We start from the raw sequence: 14,953 nt of genomic DNA on the forward strand, positions 1-14,953 counted from the left end.
TTGTTCTCTGTCATGGCGGCTGTGCGTGGGGCATCCTCGGGTGCGCTGGAGTTTCCTGGTAATCCGGTCCGTCAACCCGCGTACAGCTGCCACCTAATCGTTTGACGGCGACCTGGAGCAGCATCACTACCAGGAAACTTAAAAATGACTTATCCCGATACCCTCACCCCCCATCCTCCTGTTCTGAACCGGGAGGTGCTGTGATGAAAACCACCCAACCTCAAACCTTCTGTGTACCCGATGACGTTCCGGTGTTTGCGGTAAATGCCGATGTGCCGCTGACCGACGCGCTGGAACAGACTGTGATCCTGCTGGATGGCGTTACCCGGCTGCTGATGACCGACAGCCTGGATAACGACGCTGGCCGCAATACCGCCCAATACCTGCTGGAAATGGCCAATGCCCTGGTGGCGGCTTGCCTGGTGGCGGTGCGGGCGAAGATGAAAGCGAAAGCGGCGTAACCCTAGGTTGGGTCGGTCCGCGTTCGGTGAGCCAACGGCGCAGCCCAATACGGAGCGACCCAACCTACGCTCCGCGCCAACCCCGGTACGCGCGTGCAAGCAGACCGAAGGGCTGGAAATAGTGCCTTTGGCTAGGCACTATGCGCGCCCGCTACCGCTTTGGGTGGCGGCAGAACGTGCGTATAAGGACATTCCCCCGCAATGAAGTTTTCCCGTATTGCCGGCGCTCTGGCGTTGGCCGCTCTGGTGAGTGGTTGCTCTACCTCCACCTATTTCAAGCTGCCTGAACACAGCAAAGTCGAAATCTATAAACGCGAGACCACCTACAGCGAAGGCCTGGTGAAAACCCGTCCGTTTGCCTGGAGTGCGGCTGGCGGTATTCCCTATAAGTTGACCGACGACAGCGGCACCGTGCTGCAGGAAGGCAAGCTGCGTTCGCGCTTTCGCGTGGCGTCGATTTTCTGGCCGCCGTTCGCGATCATTTACTGGCCCATGGGCTACGGCCAGCGCTGCTACGACCTGACCGGCGCCACGCCATTGACCTGCACCGAACAGGACATGATTGATTTGCGCAGCAAGCAGCGGTTGGCGCGTTAAGCCCTGTGCGCAGGGATCGCGGCTGAAGCCGCTCCTACGGGGCGTGCTACCTGTAGGAGCGGCTTCAGCCGCGATCCGTGCAAACGATATTTTTTATTCTGCGCTGGCCGCCTGTTCCAGCTCGCGCCGGACCATGTTGGCGTACGCAGGCGGCCCCAGTTGATACAACTCAGCGGCCACCCAGTTCAGCCATAACCCGGCCAACCGCGGCCGCTCGGCGAGCAACCGCTGCGCCTCGGCGCGGGCGCGCTCGAGGTTCTGCTGGTGGAATTCGGCACGGCCAGCCATGGTTCAGAGGCCGTCTGCCACATCTTCACTGCGATCCATCGCCACCTGGCGGATGGACAGACGAATTTCGGCCGGCAATACGCGTTTGGCGGCACCTTCGGCCAGTTCGTTCAGCAGCGGGTGATGGCTGAGTTTGCCGGCCGCATCCTGGCGCAGTACGCCTTGGTCCAGCAGGGTCTGGATAAAGTGGCGGAACAGGCTCTTGTCGAAGAACTCCGGGGCGTTCAGGCCATGCAGAATCGACAGGCGCTGGGCCATGACCGTACACAGGTCTTCCAGCTCTTCGGCGCTGATGGCGCTCTGGCCGGCGTGCAGCAGCAGGGCGGTGGCCATATAGAAGCGCTGCAGGGTTTGCGCAATCGCCCGCGACAGCAGGGTGAGCAGCACAAAGTTGCGCGAGCTGGGTGCCGGGCGCACATACACGTCGGTTTCGAATTTCAGCAGGCCTTGCTCGACAAACGCCGTCAGCCACTGGTCTACCACCGCGTCCAACTCTTCCAGGCTCCAGCGGATAAACAGCTCCGACTGCAGGTACGGATACAGCGCGCGGGTGTAGCGCAGAATCTGCTCGCGGCTCATCCGTGCGCTGCTCTGGAAGAAGCTTGCGAGCAAGGCCGGCAGGGCAAAGATATGCAGCACGTTGTTGCGGTAGTAGGTCATCAGGATGGCGTTCTGCTCATCCAGATAAAGGATTTTGCCCAGGGCGTCTTTCTGCTCGGCCAATAGCTTCATGCCTTGCACGTATTGGATCAGCGCCTGGCCATCGCCTTCGGGCAGGGTGGTGTGCGGCGAGTAGGGCACGCTGCGCAGCAGGGTCAGGTACAGGTCGAGCACGCGGGTCAGGGCGCGTTCGTCGAGGGCCAGTTTGCTGGTGGAGAGCAAGGCCAGCGCCACCAGGTTCACCGGGTTCACCGCCGCCGCCTCGTTGAGGTGCCGGGCCACGCGCTCGGACAGGCGATGGGTGGTGTCGCTCAACCAGCTCGGGCGGAACTGCGGGCCGAGGTCTTGTTCGCGCCAGCCGGGTTGGTCGGTGTCGAGGAACTCGGCCAGCTTGATCGGTTCACCGAAGTTCACCCACACGCTGCCAAACCGCTGCTTGAGGGCACCGATGACTTTGAAGATATCGAAAATCGATTCTTTCTTTTTGCTCGCCCCGCGCAGCTCGCCAAGGTAAGTGCGACCTTCCAGCACGCGCTCGTAGCCGATATACACCGGCACAAACACCACCGGCAGGCGGTTGGAGCGCAAAAAGCTGCGCAGGGTAATCGCCAGCATGCCGGTTTTCGGTTGCAGCATGCGCCCGGTGCGCGAGCGGCCGCCTTCGACGAAGTACTCCACCGGGAAACCCTTGCTGAACAGGGTGTGCAGGTATTCGTTGAACACTGCGGTGTACAGCGGGTTGCCCTTGAAGGTACGGCGCATAAAAAACGCGCCGCCGCGGCGTAGCAGGCTGCCGATCACCGGCATATTCAGGTTGATGCCAGCAGCGATATGCGGCGGGGTCAGGCCGTTGCGAAATAGCAGGTAGGACAGCAGCAGGTAATCGATATGGCTGCGGTGGCAGGGCACATAGATCACTTCGTGACCTTGGGCGACGTCCTGCACGCCTTCGATATGGTTGACCTTGATGCCGTCGTAGATCTTGTTCCAGAACCAGCTGAGCACCAGTTCGAGGAAGCGGATGGCGGTATAGGTGTAGTCCGAGGCGATTTCGTTGCCGTAGCGCAGGGCCAGGGCTTCGGCTTTCTGCGGGGAGATTTTCTCCCGCTCGACTTCCTCGGCAATCGCCTGTCGTACCAGTGGGCCATGCACCAGGCCTTTCACCAGATTGCGCCGGTGCGACACATCCGGGCCGATCACGGCGGATTTCTGGTTACGAAAGTGCACCCGCAAAATGCGCTGCACCATGCGCAGGGTGCGCTCGTGGCCTTTGTCTTGTTCCACCAGCTCGCGCAAGTGAATGGGCGCAGAGAACTGCACGCGGGTTTTGCGCCCCAGAATCAGAATGCTGACCAAGCGACGCAGGCGTCCGGTAACGGCCCAGCTGTCGGCGAACAGCAGTTTCCACGGGCTGGTTTCGCGGTCTGGCGACTGCCCCCAGAACACGCTGACCGGGACGATTTGCGCGTCGTCCACCGCATGCTGATTTAGCGCGCCAACCAGGCGCACCAGGGTCGGCGAGGTGCCGGGTTTGCTCGGCGCGCCCAACCAGCCCGGCTCCGGGCTCAGGTAGAAGAAGGCCGAGGGCTCGATCAGATCACCGATCGCCACCGGCACCACGGGGCGTGGCAGGCCGGCCTTGGTGCATTCCGTGTCGACCACCGCCAGATCGCTCAGCGACGGCTGCTGCAGTACATAGAGCACCGGCTTGCTGCGGTCGAGCTTGAGGGTGAAGGCGGATTGATTGATGGTTTCCGAGCGCACCCACAAATACAGCAAGCGGCGCAGGGTACCGAAAACAAGGCGGCGAAACGGGGAGCGGGTCATACAGAGTCTGTCGAAATCGAGCCGCGGCTCGGGGACGCTAGTTTGCCGTATCAACTGCGTGCCGGCAAAAGACATATGGCTGGCAAACCACTGTCATTCCCGCGCAGGCTGGAATCCAGAGTATTGAAGGAGACAGAGTTCGTCTTGAAATTCTGGGTTCCAGCGTGTGCTGGGATGACGGTGAATGAGGTGGGAAGCGTGTTGCTGCCTCACGGGGCCTTCACAAGAGGCCTGCACCGAAATGTTACCGATACCCACAGCGCTGCCGGGTTTTTATCGCCATTTCGTACGTTCGTACTTAACTCTAAAGCCACGCCGCCCGCTCTGTTGCGGGCCTTGTAGCGAAGATGTAAGAAATCGTTGGCAGGCTTTGTGCTTGCGCATCACGCCGGCGCTGGCCTGTTTCGGGCTGGCTGCCGCTGATCCGTCGATACCTCCTTGAGAGGACATAAAAAAATGCGAGTTGGAGAAAGTAGTAATGGCTGATCGCGAGACTGGAACCGTTAAGTGGTTCAATGATTCCAAAGGCTATGGCTTCATTCAGCGTGAAAGTGGTGCCGATGTGTTCGTTCACTATCGGGCCATTCGCGGCGAAGGCCATCGGTCCCTGAATGAAGGTGACCGTGTCGAGTTCGCCGTTATCGACGGACAGAAAGGTCCCCAGGCCGAAGACGTAGTCAGAGGCTGATTCTTCGGTTTAACAAAAAGCCCCGCAAATGCGGGGCTTTTTGTTGTAGGGCGAATATCGCCTGGGACGATCAGCTGGTATGCCAGGTGATCTCTTCTTCGCCATCGGCGCTGATGCGAATCCAGCGATCGGCCTGCTCTTCGGCTTCTTCTTCACTCCAGCCACCCGGTGCGCAGCGCACTTCTACGTTCAGTGCGGCGAAGGCGGCGCGGGCGCAGGCGAGGTCGTCGTCCCAGGGGGTGATGTCGCTTTCCAGAAACAGGCTGTTCCATTTGCCCACGGCCTTGGGCAGCCAGGTGACGGGGATCGGCCCTTGGCTGCTGGCGATGCTGCATTTATACGTTTGCCCTTGCTGGCGCCAGGCCGATACAGGGCCCAGGGCGGCACTCAGCCACTCGGTAATGGCGTTGTGGTCGGCGTCTTTTACGTAGATTTCGATATCGGGTTGGCGCATGGGGTTCTCTCGTAATTCGTCTAGAGCCGCTTAGGCCTGGCTATCTAATTCAAACCAATCGTAGCGCATGGAAACGGTGACATTTAACGGTGCGGCAATCACCGCTTCGCGCCGTTCGGCACTGGCACGCCAGCCGTGGGGTGTCATTGCCAGCAGGTCGGCGCGAGCCTGTTCGCTGTCCACGCTCAGGGTAAAACGCAGTTCTTCGCTGTGGGCATGGCGCATGCCGTCGGGCACCAGGGCCAGGTGTTTGTCGTCGCTGTAGTCGCGCACCTGGTCGTAGAGTTTTTCGCGCAGTTCCATCAGGTGTTCGCTGGTCGGGCCGATGCGCATCAGGCCGCCACCCGGGCTCAGCACGCGCTTGGCCTCTTGCCAATCCAGCGGGCTGAATACGCTGAGCAGCGCCTGGCAACTGGCGTCAGCCAAGGGAATACGCGCCATGCTCGCCACCAGCCAGGTGAGTTGCGGCTTGCGTTTGCAGGCGCGCTTCACCGCTTCGCGGGAGATATCCAGGGCATAGCCATCGGCATCGGGCAGGGCGTCGGCCACCTGGGCGGTGTAATAGCCTTCGCCACAGCCGATATCCAGCCAGCGCGCCGGGGCGCGTTCGGCGAGCAGCTCGGCCAGGCGTTTGGCCACCGGGGCATAGTGGCTGCCTTCAAGAAAACGCCGGCGGGCTTCGACCATGGCCTGGTTGTCGCCCGGGTCGCGGCTGTTTTTGTGTTGCACCGGCAACAGGTTCAGGTAGCCCTGGCGCGCGCGGTCGAAACGGTGGTTGGCCGGGCAGGCCACACCGTTATCCACCGCGTGCAGCGGGGCGCTGCAGATCGGGCAGGCGAGCATCAGGCGAGCAGGTTCACGAGGGTTTGGTAGTAGATCTCGGTGAGGGTATCGAGATCGCTGGCCAGTACCCGTTCGTTGATCTGGTGGATAGTGGCATTCACCGGGCCCAGCTCGACCACCTGGGTGCCCAGGGTAGCGATAAAGCGTCCATCCGAGGTGCCGCCGCTGGTGGACGGTTGGGTGTCGCGGCCAGTGACCGTCTTGATTCCGGCGGCCACCGCATCGAGCAAGGCACCCGGTTCGGTGAGGAACGGCAGGCCGGACAAGGCCCATTCCACATGCCAGTCCAGGCCATGCTTATCGAGGATGGTGGCAACCCGTTGTTGCAGACCTTCCACGGTGGATTCGGTGGAGAAACGGAAGTTGAACACCGCCTCCAGGTCGCCCGGAATCACGTTGGTGGCACCGGTGCCGGAGTTGAGGTTGGAGATCTGGAAGCTGGTGGGCGGAAAGAAGGCGTTGCCGTCATCCCAGTGCTCGGCGGCCAGTTCGCTAAGGGCTGGCGCGGCCAGGTGAATCGGGTTCTTGGCCAGATGCGGGTAAGCCACATGGCCCTGCACACCGCGTACGGTGAGCTTGGCACCGAGGGAACCACGACGGCCATTTTTAACCACATCGCCGACCAGGGTGGTGCTCGACGGTTCGCCGACGATGCACCAGTCCAGGCGTTCCTTGCGCGCCGCCAGACGCTCGACCACCGCTTTGGTGCCGTGGTGCGCCGGGCCTTCTTCGTCGCTGGTGATCAGAAAGGCAATACGGCCTTTGTGGTTCGGGTGGTCGGCAACGAAGCGCTCGACGGCGATGATCATCGACGCCAGGCTGCCCTTCATATCCGCCGCGCCACGGCCGCAGAGCATGCCATCTTCATCGACCTTGGCGTCGAACGGGGCGTGCTGCCAGGCCTGCAACGGGCCGGTGGGCACCACATCGGTGTGCCCGGCAAAGCACAGCACCGGACCTTCGCCGCCATGGGTGGCCCAGAAGTTATCCACATCCTCGATGCGCATCGGCTCGATGGCAAAGCCCAGGGCGCGCAGGCGTTCGATCATCACTGCCTGGCAATCGGCGTCCACGGGCGTCACCGAAGGACGGCGGATCAGGTCGCAAGCCAGTTGCAAGGTGGGCGAAAGCGTGGACGAAACGGCGGTCATGAAACGGCTCCAGCGGCGGCATACAGATTGAGGGTGGGCATTCTAGCAATATCCAGGCGGGGTGCCGGATGAAAGCTGACGCAGGAGTGACGGAATTTGGCGGTGCAGATTGAGTTCCGTAGGAGCGGCTTTAGCCGCGATTGCCGTTTGCAGGGAATCGCGGCTAAAGCCGCTCCTACGCAGGGCAAAAGCAAAAACGCCCGGCGCACATGGGTGCGTCGGGCGTTTTTTATCCAGTCGTGAGGGTTACAGGCGTGGGTAGTCGATATAGCCGACCGGGCCGCTGCCGTAGAAGGTTTCCGGGTGCGGTTCGTTCAGCGGTGCGTCTTGCTGCAGGCGCGCCGGCAGGTCCGGGTTGGCGATAAAGGGAATACCGAAGGCAATCGCATCGGCACCACCGCTGGCCAGCAGGGCATTGGCGCTGTCTTTGGTGAAGCGTTCGTTGGCGATAAAGGCACCGCCAAAGGCTGCTTTCAGTTCAGCGCTGATGCTGTCGTCGCCCAGTTTTTCGCGGGTGAAGATAAACGCGATACCGCGTTTGCCCAGTTCACGCGCCACATAGCCGAAGGTCGCCAGGCGGTCGGAGTCGCCCATGTCGTGGCTGTCGGCGCGCGGTGCCAGGTGTACGCCAACGCGGCCCGGTTCCCAGACCGAGAGCACTGCATCGGTCACTTCCAGCATCAGGCGGGCGCGGTTTTCGATAGAGCCGCCGTATTGGTCGGTGCGCTTGTTGGTGCTGTCTTGCAGGAACTGGTCGAGCAGGTAGCCGTTGGCACCGTGCACTTCCACGCCATCGAAGCCGGCGGCTTTGGCGTTTTCCGCGCCATGGCGGTAGGCCTCGACGATGTCGGCGATCTCTTCGGTTTCCAGGGCACGCGGGGTGACGAAATCTTTCAGCGGACGCACCAGGCTGACATGGCCTTTGGGCGCGATGGCGCTGGGCGCTACCGGCAGTTCACCGTCCAGGTAGCTGGGGTCGGAGACGCGGCCGACGTGCCAGAGTTGGAGGAAAATCTTGCCGCCATTGGCGTGTACGGCTTTGGTGATATTGCTCCAGCCACGCACCTGGGCGTCGGACCAGATGCCCGGGGTGTTGGGGTAGCCGACGCCCATCGGGGTGACCGAGGTGGCTTCGCTGAGGATCAGGCCAGCGGACGAACGCTGGGCGTAGTACTCGGCCATCAACGCGTTGGGCACGCGGCCTTCATCGGCGCGGCAGCGGGTGAGGGGGGCCATGACGATGCGGTTTTGCAGGTGCAGGTCGCCGATGGTAATAGGGTCGAAAAGAGTCGCCATGGGTAAATCTCCGAGGATCGTTAGTGAGTCAGTGGCTGTTTATTAAGTAAGTGCGGGGTACGGCTTGGTTCGAACAACCGGGCTCAGTCGAGCACCGGCTGCAATTGGTTACGGGCATTGCGGGTCAGTTGGGTGGCGATCAGGGCGACCACGGCCAGCGCGGCGGCGGCCAGCGGCACATCGGTGAGGGCCAGGCCACGGCTGATCACCACGCCACCGACCCAGGCACCGAGGGCGTTGCCGAGGTTGAAGGCACCGATATTCAGGGTGGAAATCAGGTTGGGTGCGTCTTTGCCAAAGGCCATCACGTTGATCTGCAGGGCCGGCACGGCAGCGAAGGCGGCCACGGCCCAGAGGAGCAGGGTGATTTCTGCCGGAATCAGCGCGCCGCTGGTAAAGCTGAACAGGGTCGACAGCACCGCCAGGCTGATAAATACGCCGGTCATGGTGGTGCCCAGGCGCCAGTCGGCGAGCTTGCCGCCGAGGATATTGCCGACGGTCAGGCCGAGGCCGATCAACAGCAGAGTCCAGGTCACGCCAGTGGGCGACACGCCGGTCACTTCACCGAGCAGCGGCGCGATATAGGTGAACAGGGCAAACATCGAGGCGGAGAAGAACACCGTGGTGCTCAGCGCCAGCCATACACCTACGCCACGCAGGGCGCGCAGTTCGCTGCGCAGGTCGGTTTTTTCCTGTTCCTTTTTATTCGGTAGAGCCAGCCACAGACCGATCAGGGCCAGCACGCCAATCAGGGTCACGGCCCAGAACGGCGAGCGCCAGCCGGCGGCTTGACCGAGGGCGGTACCCAGGGGCACGCCGAGCACGTTGGCCAGGGTCAGACCGGTGAACATCAGGGCCACGGCCGAGGCGCGGCGGTTGGCCGGCACCAGGCTGGCGGCGACCACTGAACCGATACCAAAGAACGCGCCGTGGCACAGGGCGGTAATCACCCGCGCCAGCATCAGCATGTTGTAGTCGGTGGCCAGGGCACAGAACAGGTTGCCGGCAATAAAGATGCTCATCAGTGCCAGCAGCGCGGCCTTGCGCGGCCAGCTGGCGGTGACCATGGCCATAAACGGCGCACCGATGGCCACACCCAGGGCATAGCCGGTAACCAGCCAACCGGCACCGGGAATGGACACGCCAAGGTCGGCGGCGACATCGGGCAGCAGGCCCATGATGACAAATTCGGTGGTGCCGATGGCGAAGGCGGACAACGCCAGGACAATCAGGGCTAGAGGCATGGAGGGGCTCCGGAAGAAGAGGGCGGCGGCGCTTAGAGCGCGTCGTACAAATGGGTGATAAAGGCCTGGATCAAGTCTTCGTTACGCTTGAAGAAGTTCCACTGCCCCACCTTGCGGCTGGTCACCAGACCTGCGCGTTGCAGGCTGGCCAGATGGCCGGAAACGGTGGACTGCGACAGCCCGGTTTTCTGGTCGAACTTGCCGGCACATACGCCGATCTCGAAGGGGTGGTCCTGCTCAACGAAATGCTGATGCGGGTCTTTCATCCACACGAGCATCTCGCGGCGCACCGGGTGGGCGAGGGCTTTGAAGATTTCGTCGAGGTCGATTGGCATGATGGTGACCGTTGGTTCGCTAGTGGTGCCGGGTAGCTATCGGCTTGCGGCGAACTTTATATCGGTAACTTCCGATATACAGATTGATCCTGGCGATAGTACTCATCAGCACGAGTGATCCGCGGGCTGGGATTTATCCCCGGACAGGCCCTACACTCGCCCTATGAACTACCTCGCACACCTTCACTTGGGCGGCGATCAGCCGGCGCAACTGCTGGGCAGTCTGTATGGCGATTTCGTCAAAGGGCCGCTGGCCGGGCGCTTTCCGGCACCGCTTGAGCACGCCATCGCCGTGCACCGGCGTATCGATGCCTATACCGACAGCCATCCGCTGGTGCTGCAGGCCAAAGCGCGTTTTCCCCAGGCACGGCGGCGCACGGCGGGCATCCTGATCGATCTGTTTTTCGACCACTGTCTGGCCCGGCATTGGCAGCATTATGCCGATGAGCCCTTGGCGCAATTCACCGCGCGGGTGTACCGGGTACTGGATGAGGAACCGGCGCTGCCGGAGCGCCTGGCCTATATCGCCCCGCGCATGGCGGCCCAGGATTGGTTGGGCAGTTACCAGGAATTTGCCGTGTTGCAGCAGGTGCTGCTGGGCATGAGCCGGCGCTTGTCACGGCCGCAGATGCTGGAAGGGGCGATGGACGAATTGCGTGAGTTGTATGAGCCGTTGAGCGAAGACTTTCAGGCGTTTTATCCAGAGTTGCAGGGGTTTGCTCGGTCGCAGATTGGCTAGGTTTCGGATGGTTTGTACGGCTCGACATTCTGGGTCCCAGCCTGCGCTGGGACGACGGTGGTGGTGGAGCGTACTCCGTCATCCCAGCGCAGGCTGGGATCCAGAATTTACCGTCCTACATAGAGCTATGCCGCCAACTCGGTGTCCTGCTCTTCCACGTCCACCACCTCGCTTTCCCCAAACAACGCCAGGCTGATGGCCCGATGCGCCTGCTTGGCCAGCACATTGCGCGAAGCGCCGACGCTTTCAATCGGTTCGAGCAGATGAATCCGCACGCTCGCCACATCACTGGACAGCAAACGCACCAGGTGCGAGACCAGGTCGTCGTCACCAATAAACGGCGCAATCTCGACATCGATCTGGTTGTCCCGCACATACCGAATCGCTACCGGCTGCAACGGCGTACCGGCTTCGATGGCGCTGCTCAGCAGGCGGCCATGGAAGCTGCGCAGTTGGCGGCCGTCGGTGGTGGTGCCTTCGGGGAAAATCAGCAGGGCACGGTCAGCCCGCAGATGTTCCAGCAGTTGCTGGCCAAGCAGGGCGCTGTCGCCTGAGCCGCGGCGAATAAACAGGGTGCCGGCCTTTTTCGCCAGCCATCCGGCCACCGGCCAGGTGCGCACTTCGGCTTTGGACAGAAACGACAGCGGTGCCAACATGCCCAGCAGCGGGATATCGGTCCACGACACATGGTTGCTCAGCCACAGCATCGGTTGCCTGGGCAGGCTGCCCAGCACTTCGATGTTGAATGGCAGCGCCGCACTCAGGCGGGCCAGGTACCAGCGGGTGAGGTGTTGGCGAATGGCACTTTCGTTGCGCAGTTGCAGGCGCTCCACCAGGCTCATGCCGCCGGCCACCAGCAGACCGAGGCCGACGGTGGCCAGCAGCCTGGCGATGCGCCCGTACAGGCGCAGCTTGCTCATCACACGGCCGCCTTGAAGTGGCGGGCGTAACGTGGGCAAAGCTCGTCGCGCTTGAGCAGAATAAACACGTCGGCCACCTGGAAATCCTGGTCCCAGCACGGCTCGCCGCAGATCTTGGCGCCCAGGCGCATATAGGCCTTGAGCAGCGGGGGCATTTCGGCGATGACGTTGCCTGGTAGGTCCAGGCTTGGCAGTGGGGTTTTCGGTTCGGCGCGCAGGTGTTCGGTACACAGGTAGCGTTCGCGCAGGCGCTGCATGATCGCCTGGGCCTGGATGCCGCCATCCTGCATGGGGATGCTGGCGCAGCCCATCAGGTAGCTGTAACCGCCTTCGTTGAGCACTTCGGCCAGTTCGCTCCAGAGCACGGCAATGGTGCCGCCATTGCGATAGGCCGGGTCGACGCAGGTGCGGCCGATTTCCAGTACCGGGCCCTGCAAATGGGCCAGGCCATGCAGGCTGAATTCTTCTTCACTGTAGAAACGCCCGAGGCTGCGGGCGGCGTTGTGGTCGAGCAGGCGCGTGGTGGCGACCAGCTTGCCGGTGTTGAGGTCACGCACGCCGATATGGGCGCAGTGGCCGTCGTAATCGTCCATGTCCAGGCCCAACTCTGCGCCTTTCAGTTTGGCGTCGAACTCTTTGCTGAATACGCTGAAACGCAAGGCCTGGGCTTCGCGCAGGGCGCGCGGGCCAACCAGACGCTCGGCTTGCAGGCGGCGTTCGGCAGTGGTGTCGCGGGCGATTGTAGACATCGAGTAGCCTCCATAAGCCGGCTTGATCGGGTTGCAGCCGGTCGACCTTGTTGGGCAAGCTCAGGCTAGAAACACCCGGTGTCATCAATATGAATATTCTGTGATGCTTGTATGAATCAGTGAACGAGGACGCACATATGTACTGGCAACGACTGCTGGCGTGCACCGAGCGCCTGCCGGCCCTGGCTTTGGAAGAGTGGTATGCCGCCCTGTTGGCGCGCCTGGGTGAGGGCGTTACGCCGTTTGAACAGGCGTTATTGGGTGGCCGTCTGGCCGCCACCCCGGGCCTGGCTTTTCTTGCTGGTTACCAGGCTGCCTTGCGCGCCTTGTGGCCGTCGGCGCCCTGGACCCTGGGCGCCTTCTGCGTTACCGAAAACCGCAGCGTGCGCCCAACCGATCTGCAGGTGCGGCTCGACGGCCTGAGCCTGTCCGGCCGCAAGGATTTCGTCACCGCCGCCGATGCCGCCGATTGGCTGCTGGTGGCAGCACGCAGCGAGCTGCCGGGCACCGCGCCGCAGATCGCCATGTGTGTGACTTACAACGGTACGCCGGGGGTGCGGGTGGAGGTGCTGCCGCCGTTGTCGCTGATGCCGGATGTCAGCCATGGCCGTTTGCATCTGCAGGCGGCACCCTGCGAACGTTTGCCGGGGGATGGTTGGGACGCCTACGCCAAGCCGTTCCGCTCCCTGGAAGATCTGCATGTGCTGGTGGCACTGGTCGCCTGGTTGTACGGCGTGGGTTGCGACAACGCCTGGCATCAGGGCCTGCGGTTGCGCTTGCTGGCGCTGCTGGGCAGCTGTGCGGAAATCGCCCGCATGGGCATGAACGAGCCGGCCACCCACCTGTTGCTGGCCGGGGTGTTCGACCAGTTCACCCACCTGCGTGGGGAAATCGACTGCGCCATGGACAACGGCAAACCCCATTGGCAGGACCTGTGGAAACGCGACAGCAGCCTGCTGGAAATCGCCCGCGTCGCGCGCGAGAAACGTTTGCAGAATGCGCTGGCCAGCTTGAGTTCGTAGGTTGGGCTTCGCGGGGCTCAACCCAACCTGCGACGCTGCTGACTTTTCGCGCCGAACCGTCGCCTTGCACGGCGCGTTCGGCGCTATTGCCGTTTATCGGCCCCATGCTAGGGTTGCGCCTTTGCCAACAAGAGGCTGCCCAATGCCCGTTCCCGTCTTGCGTCGTCTGAGCCTTGCGCTCGGTTTGCTCTGTTCGCTGCCCCATGCCTTCGCCGAAACCTGGCCCGCCGCGGACTGGGCCATAAGCCCGGCACCCGCCAGCCCGGCAGTTGCCGCCCTCGAGGCCTATGCCTTTGCTCCGCGCGACGATGACAGCCGCAAAGGTGTGCGCACCGATGCCCTGCTGGTGATCCGCGATGGCCAGATCATTTACGAACGCTATGCCGGCCCCACCAAGGTCACCACGCCGCACCTGGCCTGGTCGATCAGTAAAAGCCTGATGGCCACGACCCTGGGCGTGGCCTACGGCCAAGGCCTGTTCAAACTCGACGACCCGGCCGCCAAGTTCTATCCGCCGATGGCCGCGCATCCGGAGGTGAAGATCGGTCATTTGCTCAACTGGGCCTCGGGGCTGGATTGGCAGGAGGGCTATGAATATGCGCCGGTGAAGTCCAGCGTGGTGGCCATGCTGTATACCCGTGGTCGCGGCGATATGGCGGCCTTCGCGGCCGGCTTCGCGCAAGCGGTCACTCCCGGTACGCGCTTTCTCTATTCCAGCGGCGACGCCAATCTGCTCTCTGCCGCGTTGCGCGGTATGGTCGGCACCGAGGCGTACAAGAATTATCCCTGGACCGCTTTGTTCGAACCGCTGGGCATCACCAGCGCGGTGTGGGAAAGCGATGCCGCCGGCACCTTTGTCGGCTCCTCGTATGCCTACCTGACTGCGCGTGATCTGGCCCGTGTCGGCCTGTTGATGGAGCGCGACGGTCGCTGGGGCGAGCAACAACTGCTGCCCAAGGCCTGGGTCGCGTTCAACCGCACGCCGTTCGCCAATTACCAGCCCTCCAAAGAAACCGAAGGTGAAGCGGTGCCCGGTGGCCAATGGTGGCTGAACACGCCGCTGGCCGGCACCGCCAAGCCTTGGGCGGATGCCCCGGACGATACCTTCGCCGCCCTCGGCCACTGGGGCCAGGCCCTGTATGTATTGCCCAAGGATGATCTGGTGATCGTGCGTTACGCCGATGACCGCGACCACAGCTATTCGCACAATGAACTGTTGAAACTGGCCCGGGCCGCCTTTGCGCCTGCTGTGCAACAACAGGAGGGCAAATGATGAGCGCCTTTATCAAACGTCGCCCGTTCAGCAGTGTCCTGCTGGTGATTCTGCTCGCCCTGGCCGCGCTGGCCTGGGTCAATCGTGTGCACCTGGCGGCCTTCCCCGGCATCATCGGCGCGCTGTCGGCGAAGGAGTATTGCTCGTGCCGTTATGTGATGGATAACGAGGCGGCGTACTGCCAGAGCTACGTTAAACAGATCATCCCCATCAGTGGTTTTTTCGACGACGTGGCCAACAAACGGGTGACCGCTCGTGGTCTGGGCAGCACCCAGTCTGCGGCCTGGAAGAGCCAGCGCGAAGGCTGTCAGTTGTTGCCGCAGGCGCTGGAATTGCCTAAGTCCTGAGGCTGATCCGGGGTTTGCATGCCAGACTCAGGCGGTTAAGGTGCCGCCTGAGCCAATCC

Annotated in this window: 17 protein-coding genes; 7 read left to right on the forward strand and 10 right to left on the reverse strand. The window is 62.5% G+C overall.

Annotated features, from left to right (window positions below):
* Positions 1-203: 203 nt before the first annotated feature.
* Positions 204-461 (forward strand): DUF3077 domain-containing protein, encoded by a 258-nt coding sequence (locus ACVW0Y_RS01225; RefSeq protein WP_457435509.1) that lies wholly within the window; start codon positions 204-206, stop codon positions 459-461.
* A 201-nt stretch (positions 462-662) separates the two neighbouring features.
* On the forward strand, positions 663-1,058 hold the full coding sequence (locus ACVW0Y_RS01230) for a hypothetical protein (protein WP_457435510.1): 396 nt from the start codon (positions 663-665) through the stop codon (positions 1,056-1,058).
* A gap of 93 nt (positions 1,059-1,151) precedes the next feature.
* On the opposite strand, the gene ACVW0Y_RS01235 is transcribed toward ACVW0Y_RS01230, so the two are convergent.
* Complete coding sequence (locus tag ACVW0Y_RS01235) at positions 1,152-1,346, reverse strand: hypothetical protein (RefSeq protein ID WP_457435511.1); 195 nt, start codon at positions 1,344-1,346, stop codon at positions 1,152-1,154.
* 3 nt (positions 1,347-1,349) lie between these two features.
* On the reverse strand, positions 1,350-3,833 hold the full coding sequence (plsB, locus tag ACVW0Y_RS01240) for a glycerol-3-phosphate 1-O-acyltransferase PlsB (protein ID WP_457435512.1): 2,484 nt from the start codon (positions 3,831-3,833) through the stop codon (positions 1,350-1,352).
* 478 nt (positions 3,834-4,311) lie between these two features.
* On the opposite strand from plsB, the gene ACVW0Y_RS01245 reads away from it, so the two are divergent.
* On the forward strand, positions 4,312-4,521 hold the full coding sequence (locus ACVW0Y_RS01245) for a cold shock domain-containing protein (protein ID WP_457435514.1): 210 nt from the start codon (positions 4,312-4,314) through the stop codon (positions 4,519-4,521).
* A 70-nt stretch (positions 4,522-4,591) separates the two neighbouring features.
* On the opposite strand, the gene ACVW0Y_RS01250 is transcribed toward ACVW0Y_RS01245, so the two are convergent.
* The 6 genes from ACVW0Y_RS01250 to ACVW0Y_RS01275 all read right to left on the reverse strand — a co-directional run bounded on the left by ACVW0Y_RS01250 (position 4,592) and on the right by ACVW0Y_RS01275 (position 9,844).
* Entirely contained in the window at positions 4,592-4,975 is a 384-nt protein-coding gene (locus tag ACVW0Y_RS01250; protein ID WP_457435516.1) for a hypothetical protein, read from the reverse strand.
* Between the two features lie 30 nt (positions 4,976-5,005).
* Complete coding sequence (locus ACVW0Y_RS01255; RefSeq protein ID WP_457435517.1) at positions 5,006-5,818, reverse strand: putative RNA methyltransferase; 813 nt, start codon at positions 5,816-5,818, stop codon at positions 5,006-5,008.
* Positions 5,818-6,969, reverse strand: a complete 1,152-nt coding sequence (gene dapE / locus ACVW0Y_RS01260) for a succinyl-diaminopimelate desuccinylase (RefSeq protein ID WP_457435519.1) — start codon at positions 6,967-6,969, stop codon at positions 5,818-5,820. The genes ACVW0Y_RS01255 and dapE overlap by 1 nt, the downstream gene beginning before the upstream one ends.
* A gap of 246 nt (positions 6,970-7,215) precedes the next feature.
* Positions 7,216-8,265 carry an alkene reductase gene (locus tag ACVW0Y_RS01265; RefSeq protein ID WP_457435520.1) on the reverse strand — a complete coding sequence of 350 codons (1,050 nt, stop codon included), beginning with the start codon at positions 8,263-8,265 and terminating at the stop codon, positions 7,216-7,218.
* An 83-nt stretch (positions 8,266-8,348) separates the two neighbouring features.
* Positions 8,349-9,509 (reverse strand): MFS transporter, encoded by a 1,161-nt coding sequence (locus ACVW0Y_RS01270; RefSeq protein WP_457435522.1) that lies wholly within the window; start codon positions 9,507-9,509, stop codon positions 8,349-8,351.
* A gap of 32 nt (positions 9,510-9,541) precedes the next feature.
* Positions 9,542-9,844: an ArsR/SmtB family transcription factor gene (locus ACVW0Y_RS01275; protein WP_457435523.1), complete on the reverse strand. Its 303-nt coding sequence runs from the start codon at positions 9,842-9,844 to the stop codon at positions 9,542-9,544.
* A 163-nt stretch (positions 9,845-10,007) separates the two neighbouring features.
* On the opposite strand from ACVW0Y_RS01275, the gene ACVW0Y_RS01280 reads away from it, so the two are divergent.
* Positions 10,008-10,583 (forward strand): acyl carrier protein phosphodiesterase, encoded by a 576-nt coding sequence (locus tag ACVW0Y_RS01280; protein WP_457435524.1) that lies wholly within the window; start codon positions 10,008-10,010, stop codon positions 10,581-10,583.
* A gap of 125 nt (positions 10,584-10,708) precedes the next feature.
* On the opposite strand, the gene ACVW0Y_RS01285 is transcribed toward ACVW0Y_RS01280, so the two are convergent.
* Together ACVW0Y_RS01285 and olsB are read right to left on the reverse strand one after the other, a co-directional pair.
* Positions 10,709-11,503, reverse strand: a complete 795-nt coding sequence (locus tag ACVW0Y_RS01285; protein ID WP_457435525.1) for a lysophospholipid acyltransferase family protein — start codon at positions 11,501-11,503, stop codon at positions 10,709-10,711.
* The gene (olsB, locus tag ACVW0Y_RS01290) at positions 11,503-12,252 is read right to left on the reverse strand and encodes an L-ornithine N(alpha)-acyltransferase (protein ID WP_457435527.1); all 750 of its coding nucleotides are present in this window, start codon (positions 12,250-12,252) and stop codon (positions 11,503-11,505) included. Before olsB ends, ACVW0Y_RS01285 begins: the two co-directional genes overlap by 1 nt.
* Before the next feature lie 137 nt (positions 12,253-12,389).
* Here olsB and ACVW0Y_RS01295 point away from each other — a divergent pair, with 137 nt between their 5' ends.
* The 3 genes from ACVW0Y_RS01295 to ACVW0Y_RS01305 all read left to right on the forward strand — a co-directional run bounded on the left by ACVW0Y_RS01295 (position 12,390) and on the right by ACVW0Y_RS01305 (position 14,894).
* Positions 12,390-13,274 (forward strand): acyl-CoA dehydrogenase, encoded by an 885-nt coding sequence (locus tag ACVW0Y_RS01295; RefSeq protein WP_457435528.1) that lies wholly within the window; start codon positions 12,390-12,392, stop codon positions 13,272-13,274.
* A 142-nt stretch (positions 13,275-13,416) separates the two neighbouring features.
* On the forward strand, positions 13,417-14,547 hold the full coding sequence (locus tag ACVW0Y_RS01300) for a serine hydrolase domain-containing protein (RefSeq protein ID WP_457435530.1): 1,131 nt from the start codon (positions 13,417-13,419) through the stop codon (positions 14,545-14,547).
* Positions 14,547-14,894, forward strand: coding sequence for an amidase (locus tag ACVW0Y_RS01305; RefSeq protein WP_457435532.1), 348 nt, complete (start codon positions 14,547-14,549; stop codon positions 14,892-14,894). Before ACVW0Y_RS01300 ends, ACVW0Y_RS01305 begins: the two co-directional genes overlap by 1 nt.
* Positions 14,895-14,953: the final 59 nt, after the last annotated feature.

The organism is Pseudomonas sp. TE3786, from assembly GCF_054057335.1.

Coding starts and splice junctions, on each gene's coding strand:
- ACVW0Y_RS01225 (WP_457435509.1), top strand. CDS start 204: ATGAAAACCACCCAACCTCAAACCTTCTGTGTACCCGATGACGTTCCG.
- ACVW0Y_RS01230 (WP_457435510.1), top strand. CDS start 663: ATGAAGTTTTCCCGTATTGCCGGCGCTCTGGCGTTGGCCGCTCTGGTG.
- ACVW0Y_RS01235 (WP_457435511.1), bottom strand. CDS start 1,346: ATGGCTGGCCGTGCCGAATTCCACCAGCAGAACCTCGAGCGCGCCCGC.
- plsB (WP_457435512.1), bottom strand. CDS start 3,833: ATGACCCGCTCCCCGTTTCGCCGCCTTGTTTTCGGTACCCTGCGCCGC.
- ACVW0Y_RS01245 (WP_457435514.1), top strand. CDS start 4,312: ATGGCTGATCGCGAGACTGGAACCGTTAAGTGGTTCAATGATTCCAAA.
- ACVW0Y_RS01250 (WP_457435516.1), bottom strand. CDS start 4,975: ATGCGCCAACCCGATATCGAAATCTACGTAAAAGACGCCGACCACAAC.
- ACVW0Y_RS01255 (WP_457435517.1), bottom strand. CDS start 5,818: ATGCTCGCCTGCCCGATCTGCAGCGCCCCGCTGCACGCGGTGGATAAC.
- dapE (WP_457435519.1), bottom strand. CDS start 6,969: ATGACCGCCGTTTCGTCCACGCTTTCGCCCACCTTGCAACTGGCTTGC.
- ACVW0Y_RS01265 (WP_457435520.1), bottom strand. CDS start 8,265: ATGGCGACTCTTTTCGACCCTATTACCATCGGCGACCTGCACCTGCAA.
- ACVW0Y_RS01270 (WP_457435522.1), bottom strand. CDS start 9,509: ATGCCTCTAGCCCTGATTGTCCTGGCGTTGTCCGCCTTCGCCATCGGC.
- ACVW0Y_RS01275 (WP_457435523.1), bottom strand. CDS start 9,844: ATGCCAATCGACCTCGACGAAATCTTCAAAGCCCTCGCCCACCCGGTG.
- ACVW0Y_RS01280 (WP_457435524.1), top strand. CDS start 10,008: ATGAACTACCTCGCACACCTTCACTTGGGCGGCGATCAGCCGGCGCAA.
- ACVW0Y_RS01285 (WP_457435525.1), bottom strand. CDS start 11,503: ATGAGCAAGCTGCGCCTGTACGGGCGCATCGCCAGGCTGCTGGCCACC.
- olsB (WP_457435527.1), bottom strand. CDS start 12,252: ATGTCTACAATCGCCCGCGACACCACTGCCGAACGCCGCCTGCAAGCC.
- ACVW0Y_RS01295 (WP_457435528.1), top strand. CDS start 12,390: ATGTACTGGCAACGACTGCTGGCGTGCACCGAGCGCCTGCCGGCCCTG.
- ACVW0Y_RS01300 (WP_457435530.1), top strand. CDS start 13,417: ATGCCCGTTCCCGTCTTGCGTCGTCTGAGCCTTGCGCTCGGTTTGCTC.
- ACVW0Y_RS01305 (WP_457435532.1), top strand. CDS start 14,547: ATGAGCGCCTTTATCAAACGTCGCCCGTTCAGCAGTGTCCTGCTGGTG.